The organism is Bacillus sp. SRI_025 (assembly GCF_057592095.1).
In genome coordinates this window covers 680,121-695,617 of record NZ_JBYEGB010000002.1, presented here as the reverse complement: position 1 = coordinate 695,617, position 15,497 = coordinate 680,121, and the positions used below count along the sequence as shown (strand labels likewise).

18 protein-coding genes are annotated in these 15,497 nt (G+C 41.0%); 1 reads left to right on the top strand and 17 read right to left on the bottom strand.

The window, feature by feature from the left end:
• Window positions 1–84 precede the first annotated feature (84 nt).
• From hbs to AC20OE_RS08555, 9 genes are all read right to left on the bottom strand, one after another.
• Window positions 85–363, bottom strand: a complete 279-nt coding sequence (hbs, locus tag AC20OE_RS08595; RefSeq protein WP_003215863.1) for a non-specific DNA-binding protein Hbs — start codon at window positions 361–363, stop codon at window positions 85–87.
• Window positions 364–738: 375 nt separating this feature from the next.
• Window positions 739–2,217: a stage IV sporulation protein A gene (gene spoIVA, locus AC20OE_RS08590; protein WP_008344534.1), complete on the bottom strand. Its 1,479-nt coding sequence runs from the start codon at window positions 2,215–2,217 to the stop codon at window positions 739–741.
• A 204-nt stretch (window positions 2,218–2,421) separates the two neighbouring features.
• Complete coding sequence (locus AC20OE_RS08585; RefSeq protein WP_341083971.1) at window positions 2,422–3,147, bottom strand: hypothetical protein; 726 nt, start codon at window positions 3,145–3,147, stop codon at window positions 2,422–2,424.
• 17 nt (window positions 3,148–3,164) lie between these two features.
• The gene (locus tag AC20OE_RS08580; RefSeq protein WP_034280421.1) at window positions 3,165–3,368 is read right to left on the bottom strand and encodes a DUF2768 domain-containing protein; all 204 of its coding nucleotides are present in this window, start codon (window positions 3,366–3,368) and stop codon (window positions 3,165–3,167) included.
• 266 nt (window positions 3,369–3,634) lie between these two features.
• Entirely contained in the window at window positions 3,635–4,672 is a 1,038-nt protein-coding gene (locus AC20OE_RS08575; RefSeq protein WP_041085916.1) for an NAD(P)H-dependent glycerol-3-phosphate dehydrogenase, read from the bottom strand.
• A gap of 14 nt (window positions 4,673–4,686) precedes the next feature.
• The gene (gene der, locus AC20OE_RS08570; protein ID WP_041085918.1) at window positions 4,687–5,997 is read right to left on the bottom strand and encodes a ribosome biogenesis GTPase Der; all 1,311 of its coding nucleotides are present in this window, start codon (window positions 5,995–5,997) and stop codon (window positions 4,687–4,689) included.
• Window positions 5,998–6,156: 159 nt separating this feature from the next.
• Window positions 6,157–6,351, bottom strand: coding sequence for a capping complex subunit for YIEGIA (locus AC20OE_RS08565; protein WP_008344527.1), 195 nt, complete (start codon window positions 6,349–6,351; stop codon window positions 6,157–6,159).
• A 6-nt stretch (window positions 6,352–6,357) separates the two neighbouring features.
• Window positions 6,358–7,242: a YIEGIA family protein gene (locus AC20OE_RS08560; RefSeq protein WP_338591484.1), complete on the bottom strand. Its 885-nt coding sequence runs from the start codon at window positions 7,240–7,242 to the stop codon at window positions 6,358–6,360.
• The gene (locus AC20OE_RS08555; protein ID WP_457921882.1) at window positions 7,239–7,832 is read right to left on the bottom strand and encodes a YphA family membrane protein; all 594 of its coding nucleotides are present in this window, start codon (window positions 7,830–7,832) and stop codon (window positions 7,239–7,241) included. Before AC20OE_RS08555 ends, AC20OE_RS08560 begins: the two co-directional genes overlap by 4 nt.
• 128 nt (window positions 7,833–7,960) lie before the next feature.
• On the opposite strand from AC20OE_RS08555, the gene AC20OE_RS08550 reads away from it, so the two are divergent.
• Window positions 7,961–8,092, top strand: a complete 132-nt coding sequence (locus tag AC20OE_RS08550) for a YpzI family protein (protein WP_487268799.1) — start codon at window positions 7,961–7,963, stop codon at window positions 8,090–8,092.
• Between the two features lie 16 nt (window positions 8,093–8,108).
• Here the strand turns inward: AC20OE_RS08550 and fni are convergent, their stop codons facing one another.
• From fni to prsW, 8 genes are all read right to left on the bottom strand, one after another.
• Window positions 8,109–9,164: a type 2 isopentenyl-diphosphate Delta-isomerase gene (gene fni, locus AC20OE_RS08545; protein WP_487268798.1), complete on the bottom strand. Its 1,056-nt coding sequence runs from the start codon at window positions 9,162–9,164 to the stop codon at window positions 8,109–8,111.
• Window positions 9,165–9,178: 14 nt separating this feature from the next.
• On the bottom strand, window positions 9,179–10,330 hold the full coding sequence (rpsA, locus tag AC20OE_RS08540) for a 30S ribosomal protein S1 (RefSeq protein WP_041085926.1): 1,152 nt from the start codon (window positions 10,328–10,330) through the stop codon (window positions 9,179–9,181).
• Between the two features lie 223 nt (window positions 10,331–10,553).
• Window positions 10,554–11,231, bottom strand: a complete 678-nt coding sequence (gene cmk, locus AC20OE_RS08535; protein ID WP_039179588.1) for a (d)CMP kinase — start codon at window positions 11,229–11,231, stop codon at window positions 10,554–10,556.
• 71 nt (window positions 11,232–11,302) lie between these two features.
• Entirely contained in the window at window positions 11,303–11,485 is a 183-nt protein-coding gene (locus AC20OE_RS08530; RefSeq protein WP_099663365.1) for a YpfB family protein, read from the bottom strand.
• Between the two features lie 63 nt (window positions 11,486–11,548).
• Window positions 11,549–12,196: a flagellar brake protein gene (locus tag AC20OE_RS08525; RefSeq protein ID WP_099663364.1), complete on the bottom strand. Its 648-nt coding sequence runs from the start codon at window positions 12,194–12,196 to the stop codon at window positions 11,549–11,551.
• Window positions 12,197–12,298: 102 nt separating this feature from the next.
• Complete coding sequence (gene ypeB / locus AC20OE_RS08520) at window positions 12,299–13,648, bottom strand: germination protein YpeB (protein WP_039179595.1); 1,350 nt, start codon at window positions 13,646–13,648, stop codon at window positions 12,299–12,301.
• A 16-nt stretch (window positions 13,649–13,664) separates the two neighbouring features.
• Window positions 13,665–14,573 carry a spore cortex-lytic enzyme gene (gene sleB, locus AC20OE_RS08515; protein ID WP_487268797.1) on the bottom strand — a complete coding sequence of 303 codons (909 nt, stop codon included), beginning with the start codon at window positions 14,571–14,573 and terminating at the stop codon, window positions 13,665–13,667.
• Between the two features lie 134 nt (window positions 14,574–14,707).
• The gene (prsW, locus tag AC20OE_RS08510; protein WP_024422824.1) at window positions 14,708–15,364 is read right to left on the bottom strand and encodes a glutamic-type intramembrane protease PrsW; all 657 of its coding nucleotides are present in this window, start codon (window positions 15,362–15,364) and stop codon (window positions 14,708–14,710) included.
• Window positions 15,365–15,497: the final 133 nt, after the last annotated feature.

Genomic DNA, 15,497 nt, shown 5'->3' with positions numbered 1-15,497 from the left:
AAAGCCCCTTATGAAAGGGGCTTTTCTAGACCAGTGTGAAACTGTATATGTATAACTCCTTCACAGGATCATTACACATAACGATTATTTACCTGCCACCGCGTCTTTAAGTGCTTTACCTGGTTTGAAAGCAGGTACTTTGCTTGCAGGGATTTCGATCTCTGCACCAGTTTGTGGGTTACGTCCTTTACGAGCTGAACGCTCACGTACTTCAAAGTTACCAAAACCAATAAGTTGGATTTTGTCACCATTTTTAAGTGCATCTAAAATTGTATCAAAAACAGAATCAACTGCTTTTGTCGCGTCTTTTTTAGATAACTCGCTTGCTTCAGCAACCGCGTTAATAAGTTCTGTCTTGTTCATGCCTTTCACCTCCTCCCAAAAATATGCATTCAATAGATTGTTATCATTTCTTCACAATTCATCTTCTTTCTATACCCTTTTTTAGAAAAAAAGAGCGTCCTAGAAAGCGTTATACATGGCTTTTCATTAGAAAACATCTCTTTGAAGGAATGTTTGTCCAACAAAGTGAAGATTTTCTGTAAGTAGATTAACACATATGAAATACCATATCAAGCATTTTAAAGGGTAGAATCCTTATTCGTCAAGGATTAAGGGCACTTTTGCGAACGAATATTCCTAATTTCAACCTGAATCTGACTAATCTTTATACAATTGTCTTTTTATGACTCATTCAATACGCAAAAAAAGACCCCTATCAATGAGAGGTCTCACTTGCTATAAAATAATCGCAATCAAACCGCCGGATCCTTCGTTGATGATTCTTTCAAGTGTTTCCTTCAGCTTATATCTTGCATTTTCCGGCATGAGAGACAGCTTAGCTTGAATGCCTTCTCTGACAAGGGAGCTGAGGGAGCGGCCAAATATATCTGAATTCCAGATCGAAAGCGGATCATCTTCAAAGTCTTGCATTAAGTAGCGGACGAGCTCTTCACTTTGTTTTTCTGTTCCGATAATCGGTGCAAATTCGCTCTCTACATCTACTTTGATCATGTGAATAGATGGCGCTACCGCTTTTAACCTTACGCCGAATCTTGATCCCTGCCTAATGATTTCTGGCTCATCTAAACTCATATCTGACAACGCTGGCGCTGCAATCCCATAACCAGTCTGCTTCACCATTTTTAATGCGTCTGATACTTGATCATATTCTGTCTTAGCATGAGCAAAATCTTGCATGAGCTCAAGTAGATGGTCTTTCCCTCTAATTTCTACACCAACGACTTCTTTTAAAATATGATCATATAGATCATCTGGCGCATACAGGTCAATCTCAGCAATCCCTTGACCCATTTCAATTCCTGCTAACCCCGCTCTTTCAATAAAATCAAATTCACTGAATTGACCAACGACACGGTCGACATCTCTTAATCTTTTAATATCCTTTACGGTTTCCTTCACTGAATCCTGATAACTCTCTCTCAGCCAGTGATCTTCTTTCAGCACCATCACCCAGCTTGGCAGGTTCACATTCACCTCTAGAACTGGGAATTCATATAATGCTTCACGAAGTACACTGAGTACGTCTTGCTCTCTCATACTTTCTACGCTCATGGCGAGTACTGGAATATCATACTTTTGGCTAAGTTCCTGCCGGAGCGCTTCTGTTTCAGGATGATATGGCCTCACTGAGTTGATGACCATAATAAATGGCTTTCCAACCTCTTTGAGTTCATCAATCACACGTTCTTCAGATTCAATATAATCATGTCTTGGGATTTCTCCAATGGAACCATCTGTTGTAATCACTACACCTATTGTTGAATGCTCTTGAATGACCTTGCGTGTACCAATTTCCGCTGCTTCATGAAACGGGATTGGCTCTTCATACCACGGCGTATTGATCATTCTTGGGCCATTTTCATCTTCATACCCGCGCGCACCAGGGACAGTGTATCCCACACAATCGACAAGCCTGATGTTGACATCAAGACCGTCACTCACGTGAATAGATGCTGCTTGATTCGGTACAAATTTTGGCTCTGTGGTCATAATGGTTTTTCCTGCTGCGCTTTGCGGCAATTCATCCTGTGCTCTTGCACGATCTGCCTCATTATTGATATTCGGGAGCACCACGAGCTCCATAAACTTTTTAATAAACGTAGATTTCCCTGTACGAACAGCGCCAACGACTCCTAAATATATATCGCCTCCTGTTCGTTCAGCGATATCCTTGAAAATATCGACTTTTTCCAAGTGATCCCCTCCCGGACTTGCTATCCTCGTTTTCAAATTAAATACTCTATTCTTCAATCAAACTGTGCTTGAAAGGTGTCTGGACAATATATGTGTATGACGTTGTCCTATTTGAATATGACACCTTTTTGTTTTGAGAGTATGTTTAGCCATAAAAAAACCTTTCTCCTCATTTATATGCAGAGGAAAAAGGTTCATTCTTGTTTATGACGTCTTTTTTTCTAAAAAGGCAGGCTCACCTTTTTTGTTGATGGTATATGGGACAGAAAACGCGGGTACAAATGGAGTTTCCTGCCAATATACATCTTGAATGTTTTCACCTGGTTTCAGCTTTTGCTTCGTATTCTTCAAAATATGAGCAAAATCACTGCGATAGTCCACATAGATTTCACCGTTTGATGAAATCAGTAATGGGAGGGAATTCCCTGTCACAGGACTCATGACCGCAGGCGGCGATTTTAATCCTAATTTTTTTTCATTTAACGTATATAAATTGTCTGATACGACTTTGCCGTATGGCGGATATGTATGTTCATCTTGATACATCTTGATCCTAAGACGTAATTCATTTATGGTCTGCGTCATTTTGACATCAAGCAGTTTCACAGTTGGTTTCTTTTCGACGTCTGTGAGGACATAAATATATTCGCCCCCGCCTTCATAAGATGTAGACGGTACGTCGTGTAAATATCTTGGTGACAAGCGCTTAAAGTCGATGACATATTTCTGATAAACCGGCGTGTCTGCTTCTTTCGTTTCTATAGGCAGAAGACCATTTGTTGCTTTTTGAAATTCCTCAATCGCTGTCTGGACACTTTGCAGCTGCTCTTCGTATGGCACCCGGTTTTCAGCTTTGCGATTTTCTGGATACAGACATCCTGTTAATAACATAAGTGCTAACAGCGTGACACTGACTTTTGCTTTGATCATCACATTCTTCCTTTTCTTTATTCATTGACCGGCCCGCTAAAGACAACTAAAAACACAATGATACCTGATATCAGCATCAAGCTGTATGCGACGGTTGAGGCCGTTATTTTAAGAAATTTGCTTTTCAGCTTAAACCTGCTGAAATAAATGGTTACTACGGCTAAAAACATGAGCCCCATTGAACCAAGCGCAAACCACATCTTGATTAAAGCAAAACTCATCGTGCCTGTCCCCCTTTAAAACGAACGAATTGTAAGCGTTTATATTTCATTTTAAACCAAAAATAAGGTAAATACCAATCATTTTTCCAATCATTCAGAAAAAAGCGCATAAAAAAACTGAAGCAAAGAGGGGGACTCTGCTTCAGTCATTGGATCGACTATTTTCCTCATTCTGTAGAGGCAAAGCTCTATTCAAACTTCATTGCTATGTTATGCAAGTCTTCCCCTTCTTGCATCCTCTACATGCCTAAGTTCAGTCTTTCCATTTATTTTGTTTGGTTTTCAAACATGTTCACAAGGTCTTCCATCTCATGTGTTTTCACACGTGCCATTAAAGATTCTACAGCATCGTCAACCTTTTTCCCTTCAAACAGAACGCCGTAAAGAGCCTCTGTAATCGGCATGCTGACCTTGTATTCTTTAGAAAGCTGATAAGCGCCTTTTGTTGTGCGGACGCCTTCGACAACCATCCCCATTTTTTCAAGCACTTCTTCGAGCTTATATCCTTTACCGAGTAAATTCCCGCAGCGCCAGTTACGCGAATGAACACTTGTACATGTCACGATCAAATCGCCAACACCTGTTAATCCGGCAAATGTAAGGGGATTCCCTCCCATTTTTGTGCCAAGACGTGCGATTTCAGCAAGTCCTCTAGTGATAAGCGCCGCTTTTGCATTGTCACCATATCCAAGTCCGTCTGTGATACCAGCCGCAAGAGCAATGATATTTTTCAATGCGCCGCCAATTTCTACCCCAATCACATCAGGGTTGGTGTACACTCTAAAATGATTGTTCATGAACAAATCTTGAACAAATTGAGCTGCTTCAATATTTTCTGATGAGACAGTAACAGTTGTCGGATGACGCAGACCTACTTCTTCTGCATGACTTGGCCCTGATAGGACAACGACAGCTTCTCTTTTCTCAGATGGGACTTCTTGTTCAATCATTTGAGAAATTCTAAGAAGTGTATCTGGTTCGATTCCCTTACTGACATGGACAAACGGCACCTTCGATGAAATCAGCTCATTTGCCTGCTTCAATACCTCACGAATGGCCTTTGTTGGCACAGCGACAATAATCGCCTCTGTCCCCTCTAAAGCCTGCTTCATATCAGTTGTCGCCTGAATAGACGCTGGCAGTTCGACATTTGGCAAGTAATCATGATTTTCATGTTTCTCATTGATTTGATCAATGAGCTCTTGTCTATGTCCCCACATGTGTACATCATGATGATTATCAGCTAATACAAGCGCAAGAGCTGTTCCCCAGCTGCCTGCTCCAAGTACGGAAATTTTCTTCATCCTGCTCACCCTTTTTATTTTCTCGCTCTCGCAAATATTTTAATCGGTGTTCCTTCAAAACCAAATGCATCTCGAATGCGGTTTTCTAGGAAACGCTCATAAGAAAAGTGCATAAGCTCTGGATCGTTTACAAACACAACGAAGGAAGGAGGCTTAATGGCCACCTGTGTTGCATAGTAAATTTTCAGGCGCTGTCCGTTATGGGTCGGCGTTGGATTCATCGCCACCGCATCCATGATGATATCATTTAAAATATTGGTTTGAACGCGCATTGCATGGTTTTCGCTCGCTGTGATAATCGACGGCATTAATGTATGAATTCTCTTTTTCGTAAGAGCAGACATAAACAAGACAGGTGCATAATCAAGGAATTGAAAATGCTCACGGATGTTTTGCTCAAATTCCTTCATCGTACGCTCATCTTTTTCAACAGCATCCCATTTGTTCACAATGATGACAACAGCTTTACCAGCTTCGTGTGCATAGCCCGCAATTCGTTTATCCTGCTCAATAATGCCTTCCTCGCCGTCAAGTACAACAGCGACAACATCAGAGCGATCAATGGCTTTTAATGCACGAAGCACACTGTATTTCTCTGTTGTTTCATATACTTTCCCTTTTTTCCTCATACCTGCTGTATCAACAATGACAAAATCACGCTGATTGTACGTAAACATCGTATCGACAGCATCTCTTGTTGTACCAGCGATGTTGCTGACAATGACGCGGTCTTCTCCCAGCATGGCATTCACTAATGAAGATTTCCCTACATTCGGGCGGCCAATTAAGCAGAACTGAACAACTTCTTCATCATATTGCGTATCCGGTAAATTTTTAAAATGTTCTGCAACTGCATCAAGCAGATCACCAAGACCTAATCCGTGCGTTCCAGAAATCGGAAACGGCTCGCCAAATCCGAGTGCATAAAAGTCATACACGTCGCTTCTCATTTCAGGGTTGTCCAATTTATTGACAGCAAGTACAACTGGCTTTTTCGTGCGATATAAAATTTTTGCGACTTCTTCATCCGCAGATGTTACGCCATCTCGGCCATTCACCATAAAGATAATGACATCCGCTTCGTCCATTGCGATTTCTGCCTGATGGCGAATTTGCGCCAAGAATGGCTCATCTCCAATATCAATTCCACCAGTATCTATTAAATTAAAGTCATAATTTAACCATTCAGCAGAGCTATAGATTCGATCTCTTGTTACACCAGGTGTGTCTTCTACAATCGATATTCTTTCGCCTGCGATTCGATTAAAAATTGTAGATTTTCCAACGTTGGGCCTTCCAACAATGGCTACGACAGGTTTACCCATAGTACCCTTCCTTTCAATCCAGCCGCGATTCAATATGTTCATCATCATGTTTCAACCGGGATTTATAATTTTCATTCAGTTTTATGAAATAAACCCTTCAAACATGAAGGGTTCAACTTATATATTATATCAATTTTTAATCAGACCACAATGAATAACTTAAAAATGTTTGACAATCAAGTAAAGATCTTCTCCAATGCCGTGTGCAATTCCATCTAAAATGGCCTCTAAATTCATGGCATACATGTCGAGCTCTTCTTTATTTTCACAGAAAAAAACGGCTGTTCCGCCAATGACCCGCTCTTTATTTGTTGTCGCCACAGCCAATATAAATTGTTCAATGGTGTTCGCCATGCCCTATTACCTCACTTTCTTTTTAATGAAATCTGTCGGCATTCGAATGGCATTTTCTAAAATAGGCACCTCTTCTAATACACGGACAGCCAAATCTTCACGATACCATTGCGGTAAAATGAACACGCCAAGTGTGCCGTTATTCAGATCACGTTTTGCGAGCGGACAGAGCGATGGTTCCCCAGAATCGCGATACACGCCAAGCACGTTCGATAAATCAAATAAAATGGCTTGCCGCTGTCCAAGGTTGGCAATCGTTGTAGCAGAGTTGAAATTTTTCGGCGTCAAAATAAAGCCCATCCCATGCTCTAAAATGAGCTTTTGCTTTTCAGGCAGCCCGATATTCATAATGTATATATCATTCACATAAAGCCCTGCCCCATCAAAGCGAAGTTCCCCTTTTTGAATATTGACGATATCCTTTAATTGACTGCCTGACATTAATAGCTTTGCCATGAAAAAACAAAGAATACCGACCACTGTTCCAACAACAAGTGAGAAGAAAATACAGGCTGTCGTTGTAATAAGTGCAGTGAGAATCGCAATATAATTTCGACTTTCAAAGGCAATGGCAATGCCTTCTATATATGTACTGCCTCGTGAAACAAGCTCATACGAATCCATTTGGGTTAACGTATTTCTTTCCATATTTCGGACATCACGAAATTGCGTGGCTGCCAAAGTGAGAAAGGTAATCGCCGTAAATTCCTCCTGAATCAGTGCAGGCATAATGATCGCACCTAATCCTGACGCAATAAAACCAAGCGCAATGTGAATCACTTGTCCATGAATATACGTAGGGTATTGCCGGTAATCAGTTCTTAACATGTAAAGTCTTGCCGCCATCCCAAAGACGACACCAATAATCACAGGAAACGTATAGTCTGTCATGTTGATTTTGCAGCCCCTTTTACTGATTTTCTTGATGAACGGGCGTTCAAGAGCTTTTCGAGCTGATCGACACCTAATAGGAAGACCGCTCCTTGCACAACGAAGGAAAGAAAAGAGAGATCCCCTATGACAATTGATGATGTAAGGCGGTGAATCGTCAGCGCATAAAGGGCTTCGCCGAGACATACTGACATCATCCATAGGGTGATTCTTTCCGTTAACGGCTGTCCATATGTCATACACATTAAGATCAGCAAGGCAAATACGACCCAATCCACCTTTATTATCGTGAACCAAACAGGGTCATATAATGCAAACATCATAAAAAAGGCATACGCGCTCACCATTGAGCCCAATTGCATGATCCTCATGAATCGATAACCAGGCCTGAATATGACGAAAGCGGCACATGCATATAAAAAAGTCATCAAGAATCCCGCATTCATGCTCATATCTAAAACGGATATCATGAAATGACTGGATATAATATGGACAAGTACACAGATACCTAGCACGCTGCGCCACAAACTTTTTTCCATGATAAATGTCACCATGATCCAAACGAACCATATAGACCAATAATAGTACAAAGCCTCCAACGCCTCATCACCTCAATTACATTATGGGAAAATCTCCAATTTTTAAACATGCGGATCGTTACCGGCTCTGTATGAAATAAACAAGAGGTGACACCCTAATGATTGAGGAGGGATGAATGATGGGAAAAGATAGACAGGAAAAGCGTTTAAAGGCGTCAAAAAGAGTGGAATCTAACCGTGATCAATCCATTCATCATAAAGGTGCAACAGCATTAGAAGGTCCAGAAAGCGCTCGAAAAAGAAATCAGTAAAAAAAGGCATGTGATATCACATGCCCCTCTTACTATAGTACGTTGTGTCAACGCCTCTTTCTTTGAGCCAATGACTTGTTTCCCCTGAGATCACAACTGGAGCTTGTCTCAGTTCTTCAATCGTCTTCACACCAAGCACTGTCATCATCATCTTGATATCTTCTTGAAGATCCATGATATCTGCGATGAGGCCGCTTTCTCCTCCACTGGTCAATAATTTTAAGAAAAATCCAGCAAGACCAGCAGCAGATGCGCCAAGAGCTAATGATTTGGTTACATCAAGAGCATCTTTGATACCTCCGGAGGCTAAAATCGTTTGATTCTGAAAGGCTGTATGTACTTCAGCAAGACTCGCTGCAGTTGGAATCCCCCATTGATCAAAATAACGAAGGGCTTTTTGGCGGCGGAGATTTTCAATCTTAGAAAAGTTCGTCCCACCAAATCCGCCTACATCAATGGCTGCAACCCCAGCATGGAATAACTTTCTTGCCGTCTCCTTGCTCATGCCAAATCCGACTTCCTTCACGACAACAGGCACACCAACAGATTGAGCGATAGCTGCAATCCGCTCAAGCGCCCCCCTGAAATCGCGATCCCCTTCAGGCATGACAATCTCTTGGATGACATTCAGGTGAATCTGGAGCATATTTGCCTCGAGCATGCTGACTGCTTCTTGAGCTTGCTTAATCGTCGCTTCACTGCCTAAATTCGCAAATACAATTCCATCCGGATTGACTTTACGAACGATTTCATATGTTCGTCTTTCTTCTTTATCTTTCAGTGCAGCCATTTGTGATCCAACTGCTACTGGGATATTGGTCTCCTTCGCTGCGATCGATAAAGAGCGGTTGATCTCATAGGTAGATTCTCCGCCCCCGCCAGTCATTGCATTGATAAAAATTGGCGAACCGAAAGTCAGTCCGCCAATTGTCGTATGTGTATCAATTTGTGATGTTGCAAGATCTGGTAAACTGGCGTGAACGAAGGAAACATCTTCTAAACCTGTTGCTGCATGCTGGCCAGTGGACAACGCATGCTCAATATGCTGTTTCTTTCTTTCTGCTCGCGTCAATTTTGATCACCAAATTATTTTAGTTTATTGAGTTTATCGCCGATCAGGTCACCAAGCTGGAATCCGCTTGTGTTTTCTTCTTTCGCCTGATATTGACGATAATCCTCTTCGATTTGTTTTTCAGGATTTTCTTCTAAATCACGAATGCTTAGTGAGATGCGCTCTTCGTCTTCATTCACATCAAGCACTTTCACTTTGACAGTCTGCCCTTCTTCAAGGACTTCTTGCGGCGTGCCGATATGTTTATGAGAGATTTGGGAAATATGCACAAGCCCTTCTACACCTGGCAGAATTTCAACAAATGCACCAAAGCTCACAAGACGTTGAACAGTTCCTTCAAGCACATCACCTTGTTTTACCTTTTCACCAATTTGGCTCCAAGGTCCTGGTAATGTTTCTTTAATAGATAGTGAGATACGTTCGTTATCACGATCAACAGCAAGTACTTTGACCTGGACTTCCTGTCCTTCTTCTACTACGTCAGATGGCTTTTCAACATGCGCATGGGATAGTTGAGAAATGTGAACTAATCCATCAATGCCGCCAATGTCAACAAATGCACCAAAATCAGTAAGCCTCTGAACTTTACCATCAATCACACTGCCTACTTCAAGCTTTTGCAGGAAGTCTTGCTTTTTGTCTAACTGCTCTTGCTCAACGACTGCACGGTGCGAGAGAATCACGCGATTTTTTTCGCGGTCAAGTTCTACCACGACAAGTGAGAGTGTTTTCCCTTTGTAATCTGTGAAGTCTTCTACATAGTGTGCTTCTACAAGAGATGCAGGAATAAATCCGCGCACACCAATGTCAACGACAAGACCACCTTTTACAACGTCTTTTACTTCAGCTTCAAATACTTCTTTTGTTTCAAACTTTTTCTCTAGGTCTTCCCAAGCGCGGTCTGCATCAACAGCACGTTTAGATAAAATCAAAGCATCGTCTTCGACCTTTGTTACTTTAAGCTCTAACTCGTCGCCATCTTTCACGACATCTGATGCTTTTTCAACGTGAAGACTTGATAATTCACTGATTGGGATGATACCAGGTTGTTTCACATTGACGATATCTACATTGACATGCTTGTCCTCAACTTTAGAAACAATCCCTTTCACTACATCTCCAACCTCTGGTACCTGAACATCGATTTGATTCATTTCCTCTGTCATTTCGATAACCTCCTTGGTCCAAACCTACACAGCTTAGTTAAAACGACTGGGCGAATATGTGTCTTAAGCATGATGAATGCCAGCCGAATATGTATTATAGAAACATTCAAATCAATATAATTGCTTGAATGATCAATAAAAATAGTATTAGTATAAACTTCTAATAAAAGACCTTGTTTGTCAAGAGATAAACCTCTAACTTATTAAAGTTTTCTAAAATTTCTTACTGTTTCTCTACGCGGTCTGCCGCATCTAAAATTTTCCCTGCCACCTCTTGAATAGAAAGGGAGGTTGTATCAATTTCAATGGCGTCGTCCGCTTTCTTTAAAGGTGAAACTTCGCGCTCAGAATCAAGCTTGTCACGTCTTGCAATCTCTTCAATCAGCTGATCGTAATTGACATCGTAGCCTTTTTTCTGATTCTCTTCAAAGCGGCGTTTTGCTCTTTCTTCTACTGATGCAAGCAAGAAAATTTTCACTTCGGCATCCGGAAGTACGTGAGTGCCTATGTCTCTTCCATCCATAACGACACCGCCTCGTTTGCCAAGCTCTTGCTGCCTGCGGACCATTTCTTCCCGAACAGCTCTGTGCTTTGCAACAACCGATACTTGGTTGCTTACGCGGTCTGTACGAATATCCTCTGTGACATCCGTATTGTTTAGATGGACTTTTTGACCCTCGCCTGTTGTTACTAGTTCAATGACTGTTTTTTTCAGTAATGAATCAAGTGCCTGTTCGTCTTCAAGGTCTACACCTTGATTAAGTGCCGCAAGTGTAATCGCGCGGTACATGGCACCTGTATCAATATAAATATATGATTTTTTGGCTGCGACTATTTTTGCCACAGTGCTTTTGCCTGCTGCTGCAGGACCATCAATTGCAATAGATAATTTCTTTTTCATAATACCTCTCCTTGATTGAATCTCCCTTATGAATTGTAACACGATCACCGCTCAAACGGGGGAATTTTCTATCAATCCTTCTGCTTAAACGTCTCAATCCATTCTTCAATACTCATGTTATTCACACCCTCATACTGCACGACTTTTGACAAAAAAAGTTCTCCTTTCGTCAAATGAAGTGTGATCTGAACAGTTAGCAATAAAATAAGCTGAATGAACACCACTTTCAATAACCATCTTTCCATTGTCTTCATACAAAAAGCCTCCACGCTAGATTCTTTCCTCTCTAGTATGGAAGCTTTTTACACCCTTTATTCTTATGCTTTTTTCACACGTGTTAAAAGCTGCTGCTGGAAGCAGTATTTCATAATGTGCTGTTGGTGGTCATTTGTGATCTCTGAAAACTCCATGATCGCTCTTGTTTTGCCAGACTGTTCATCTTGATATACTCGATTCATCTCTGCAACCGCTTTAATTTTCACGGGCTCTTTTAAGGGAAGTTCAAACTCTGTGGCCACTTCTCCATAATCTTTCAATGACACGCCCTCAGGAACAGCAATCGCCACGCCGCCAGCACTTATATTCACAATAAACGTGTCAAAGGCCTCTTCATCCGTTTGCATCATAGTGGCTTTGATCATCGTATCCACTCTCAAATATTCTCTTCGCTGAAGCCGGATCATTTTTTCTTTTGGCGGAATGGAAATAACAATCATCGGAATATCTTCTTTTCTTTTTCCGATGACTTCGCTTGTACATTTGTATGGAATTTGATTTTCGTCAAAAAAGAAGACGGTGATTTCTGTTTGCTGGTTTAAGTAGATGGTGCGGCCCGTTTCTTTATCTGCTGGATAATTAATGCAAATATCATCGTTATTATTTTCCAAAACCTTCGATTTTGCTGTTTTCACTTCTTTGTTCTCATTGACATATTCAATTGTGATTGCATCCCCTATTTGTAACATTCCTCATCACTCTTTTCATCTGTGAAATCGTATCCTCTCCTATATTAAACCATGTCTAAAACAAAAGGAAAAGACTTATTAGCCTTTTCCTCGCTTCCTTTTCTATAGGTCTTTATATATAGGTTCTGCGTTTTTCAGTTTATCTACCCGTTCTTCTTTTCCAGTATCTGCATTAATGAACATGCGGTACGTATCGTTTTTTATCGTTCCGAGGAACTCATAGCACAGAACTTCCTCTGACATATCATTTTGCACAATCGCCAAATGAGTATCTTCGATCTTTACATGCTGATTCAATGTTTTCTGTGCTTCTTTTTGAGAGATTTTCGGTGCTTTGATGTCTCGAGTTTTATGATTCGTTAAGTAGTCCTTCGCTGAAAACCCAACAACCTCGCCATCATCCAATGCGACTTTCATGCGTATACTATCTGGATAAAGTAATACATTTTTTTGAAGAGGCACATAGGTAAATACACCGATATTATCAAATTGTGCACTTTCATCTAAATGGAACGATTCTGTGTCAAATCCGTGCTTCTTTAAAAAGCTGAGTGCTTTTTCTGATGCAGCATTCAAACTGATTTTTTGTTTTTTCACGTCACGATTCTGAAGAAGGTAGACTGGGTGTCCTCCTTTTTCAGTTAAGTCTAAGTAAAAGTTAGCATGGCTGTCTGGATCAGACATCGATAAGCTATACACGTCACGATTGGTTTTGCTGCCGCTTTTTCTCACTTTAAAATGTTGATTATGGTCAGGTGTGAATTGCTGTGCAATGCGGATCGCTTCTTTTTTTGAAATCTTGTCGCCTTTTAGATGATTGTAGCCTTGTGTTTCTTTTTCTGTCGACACATTTGTAGGCCCAAGATCGACATCTGCAAACGCATCTGCATTTCTCTCGACTGTTTTCAGCCCGTCAATGATGGTGTTGTCGTTCTTTCGATCGCCGTCAGCCAGCGCCATTTCAACATCCATCCATTTTAAGTTTTTATTAAGGACGAGGTGCTGCACTTGTCTAAGTTCGTTTTGGATATCTGATGCTTGATTATAAAGGGCTGTAATGGTTTTGTGTGTATCTTTATTTAATGGTTCGTCTGATAAAGTTTTGACTGATGATTTGTAGCTAAAGTCTCCGACATTCGCCAGGAATTCTTCCGTTTTATTAAAAGGCATCAATGTGAGCGGGAGCTGGCTGACATTGTTATGCGCTTCTGATGACATTCTCCATACATCTGCAAGTGCTGGTGAGATGGATGTTTGGCTGTTCATCGCAAGTGTTGCGCCCAGTTTGTCATGCAGCTGATCCACCTGATACGTTAAATCGTGGAAGGCTCTTTGGTAGTTGTTCTCAGCATGAAGCAGCACGGCGTCTTTTTCTTGATGTTCTTTATAGCCCCAGTAACCTGTTGAGATGACAGCAATTCCTAAAATAGCAATCAATATTCCTCTGATCATTTATTTACACCTCTTTTTATTCGCAGAATATATGTTTCCCGATTCGTTTAATTTGTGGTCTTCCCCAAATCCATGGACTTGTTGCTATATCAGGATTAAAGTAATAAATGGCGCTCTCAGATGGGTCCCAGCCATTGATTGCATCAAACACAGCCTTTTTTGCCGTTTCATCTGGCGTCATATAAAATTGCCCATCTGCAACAGCGGTAAATGCTAGCGGTTCAAAAATGACCCCTGCGATCGTATTTGGAAAGGTCGGATTGTTCAAACGGTTTAAGATGACGGCCGCGATGGCCACCTGTCCTTCATACGGCTCACCTCTTGCTTCACTGTAAACAGCTTGTGACAAGAGCTGAATGTCATTACTAGAAAATCCACCAGGCATGTTGGCTGCTGTTTGTTTCGGTGTTTGATTCCCCTGCTGGCTGCCTGACTGATTGCCAGACTTCCCAGATGATCCACTTTGACTTTTTTGATTTTCTTTTGTACCTTGGGCTGTCTTCTTTTGCGAGCTTCTTTTCGGAGCCTTTGTTTGCTGATCAAGAGGCTTTCCGCCATAATGGGTAAACTGGTTTCCTTGCTGCAGCTGCTTTTGAACAAATTCTTTGTAGTATTTCGTCTTTTGAACTAATAAGCTTTTTGTTTTCTCGCCTACAAGTCCATCGACTTTCTTGATACCAAATTGGCTTTGAAAGTTACGAACGGCCCAGTACGTCCCCCAGCCATAGACGCCATCAATTTTGCCATTGTAAAAACCATTGTATTGGAGCCGCGCTTGCAGTTCGACTACATCTTCTCCTGTTGCGCCGCGCTGGATGACTTGGCTGGTGAAGGCTTCACTTTTACTCTCTGTCAAAAGTGAAGACGCAAGAAGAACGATTGAGAAGATAAGAACGATTTGTTTTATGAAACGAGCTTTATCCATATTTGATCCTCCTGTACTTTTGATGTTTGAATATATGTTTCTTCCGATCCCTATTTTTATACATTCAACACAGGAGAGAATTGGATGGAAAAGACAAAAAAACGCCCTATCAACAAATAGGACGTTTTCAAAAATTAAATTTGCACCATTTTTACCGCACGGGCTTTTTTTGCTTTCCTTAAACCAAACCACCATAAAAAAATCATGAACGGCACCATGATATATCCCCAGTTTTTCATCCCTAATAGAATGAAATCATACAGGCCGTGAAACAGCACAGGGAGCGTTAAAGAAAGAATCAGCCATTTGCGCTGCTCTTTTTTATCAGAGAAGCGGGCTTTTCCGATATAAAATCCCATCACAACACCAAATAATGCGTGACTTGATACAGGTAATAAAGCACGGGTAAACGCATATTCGACCCCATGACCGACTAAGTAAAGAATATTTTCAAGTGTTGCAAAACCAAGTGAGACACTCGTTCCATACACAATCCCGTCATAGTGTTCGTCAAACTGGGCATGCGCATAAACGCTGACCATTAAAATAAACCATTTTAATGATTCCTCTAAAAAGCCCGACGTCACAAATGAAATCAAGATAGGGTTTGTTGCGATATTTTCCTCTTGAAGGACATATTGAATAAACATGGTTGGAAACACAAGTATGACACCTAGCATAAAAGATCTGATGACCATATGAACCGGCTCATTGTCGTACTGATCTTTCAAATAAAAATAACTTAAAAGTGCGATGCCGGGAGCTAAACCTGCTGAGATGATTGCGATCATAACCAGACCTCTTTCCCTACATTATCCTTCATTATCGTACCATGATTTACCCTTTTTTTATATGACTCGGGCCCATTTTTCTAAAAATAACTTTCTATATAATCCCAATTTATAAAAAAAGAACCGAACCCCT

What these genes read in the sequence shown, in the direction of transcription:
- hbs (WP_003215863.1), bottom strand. Translation starts at nt 363, where the DNA reads ATGAACAAGACAGAACTTATTAACGCGGTTGCTGAAGCAAGCGAGTTA.
- AC20OE_RS08585 (WP_341083971.1), bottom strand. Translation starts at nt 3,147, where the DNA reads ATGATCAAAGCAAAAGTCAGTGTCACGCTGTTAGCACTTATGTTATTA.
- AC20OE_RS08580 (WP_034280421.1), bottom strand. Translation starts at nt 3,368, where the DNA reads ATGAGTTTTGCTTTAATCAAGATGTGGTTTGCGCTTGGTTCAATGGGG.
- AC20OE_RS08575 (WP_041085916.1), bottom strand. Translation starts at nt 4,672, where the DNA reads ATGAAGAAAATTTCCGTACTTGGAGCAGGCAGCTGGGGAACAGCTCTT.
- der (WP_041085918.1), bottom strand. Translation starts at nt 5,997, where the DNA reads ATGGGTAAACCTGTCGTAGCCATTGTTGGAAGGCCCAACGTTGGAAAA.
- AC20OE_RS08565 (WP_008344527.1), bottom strand. Translation starts at nt 6,351, where the DNA reads ATGGCGAACACCATTGAACAATTTATATTGGCTGTGGCGACAACAAAT.
- AC20OE_RS08560 (WP_338591484.1), bottom strand. Translation starts at nt 7,242, where the DNA reads ATGACAGACTATACGTTTCCTGTGATTATTGGTGTCGTCTTTGGGATG.
- AC20OE_RS08550 (WP_487268799.1), top strand. Translation starts at nt 7,961, where the DNA reads ATGGGAAAAGATAGACAGGAAAAGCGTTTAAAGGCGTCAAAAAGAGTG.
- rpsA (WP_041085926.1), bottom strand. Translation starts at nt 10,330, where the DNA reads ATGACAGAGGAAATGAATCAAATCGATGTTCAGGTACCAGAGGTTGGA.
- cmk (WP_039179588.1), bottom strand. Translation starts at nt 11,231, where the DNA reads ATGAAAAAGAAATTATCTATTGCAATTGATGGTCCTGCAGCAGCAGGC.
- AC20OE_RS08530 (WP_099663365.1), bottom strand. Translation starts at nt 11,485, where the DNA reads ATGAAGACAATGGAAAGATGGTTATTGAAAGTGGTGTTCATTCAGCTT.
- AC20OE_RS08525 (WP_099663364.1), bottom strand. Translation starts at nt 12,196, where the DNA reads ATGTTACAAATAGGGGATGCAATCACAATTGAATATGTCAATGAGAAC.
- ypeB (WP_039179595.1), bottom strand. Translation starts at nt 13,648, where the DNA reads ATGATCAGAGGAATATTGATTGCTATTTTAGGAATTGCTGTCATCTCA.
- sleB (WP_487268797.1), bottom strand. Translation starts at nt 14,573, where the DNA reads ATGGATAAAGCTCGTTTCATAAAACAAATCGTTCTTATCTTCTCAATC.
- prsW (WP_024422824.1), bottom strand. Translation starts at nt 15,364, where the DNA reads ATGATCGCAATCATCTCAGCAGGTTTAGCTCCCGGCATCGCACTTTTA.